Below are 365 nucleotides of genomic sequence, written 5' to 3'. Positions count from 1 at the left end.
GGCGTCGGCATGAGCAAAACCGGCGCGGATAAAGGCCTCTCACGATTATGTGAGTCTTTCGCCAATGCCCTGTTTCCTCCCGTCATCGACGCGTTTATCAGCAGCGGTTCGCCCAACGTATTCATCAACGGCAAACCCGCGGCGCGGGCGGCTGGCAAGATCGCGGATGTAATCGCAGCGCCAGAGGGTGAGCCTACTTATCTGGATATCGCTGAAGGCTTTTTCTCTCAGCTATGGCGCCCGACAGTCGCTACGCCGGCTTTGGGCGCCGTGCCTTGTCCTGGCGATAAAGTCGACTGCGATAAACACCCGCCGATGCCAGAGCAATACATGGCCGAGGGTTCCAGTCGCGTATTTATCAACGG

1 protein-coding gene is annotated in these 365 nt (G+C 58.1%); it reads left to right on the top strand.

Annotated features, from left to right (window positions below):
- The coding region (locus tag NR164_RS30300; RefSeq protein ID WP_256823675.1) for a hypothetical protein at positions 1-365 on the top strand (365 nt) is incomplete at both ends.

Source organism: Pseudomonas sp. Pse79, from assembly GCF_024519615.1.
In the GTDB taxonomy this organism is placed as follows: Bacteria; Pseudomonadota; Gammaproteobacteria; order Pseudomonadales; family Pseudomonadaceae; genus Aquipseudomonas; species Aquipseudomonas veronii.
The sequence above is the reverse complement of the archived record's forward strand: the minus strand, read 5'-3'. Positions and strand labels throughout refer to the sequence as shown.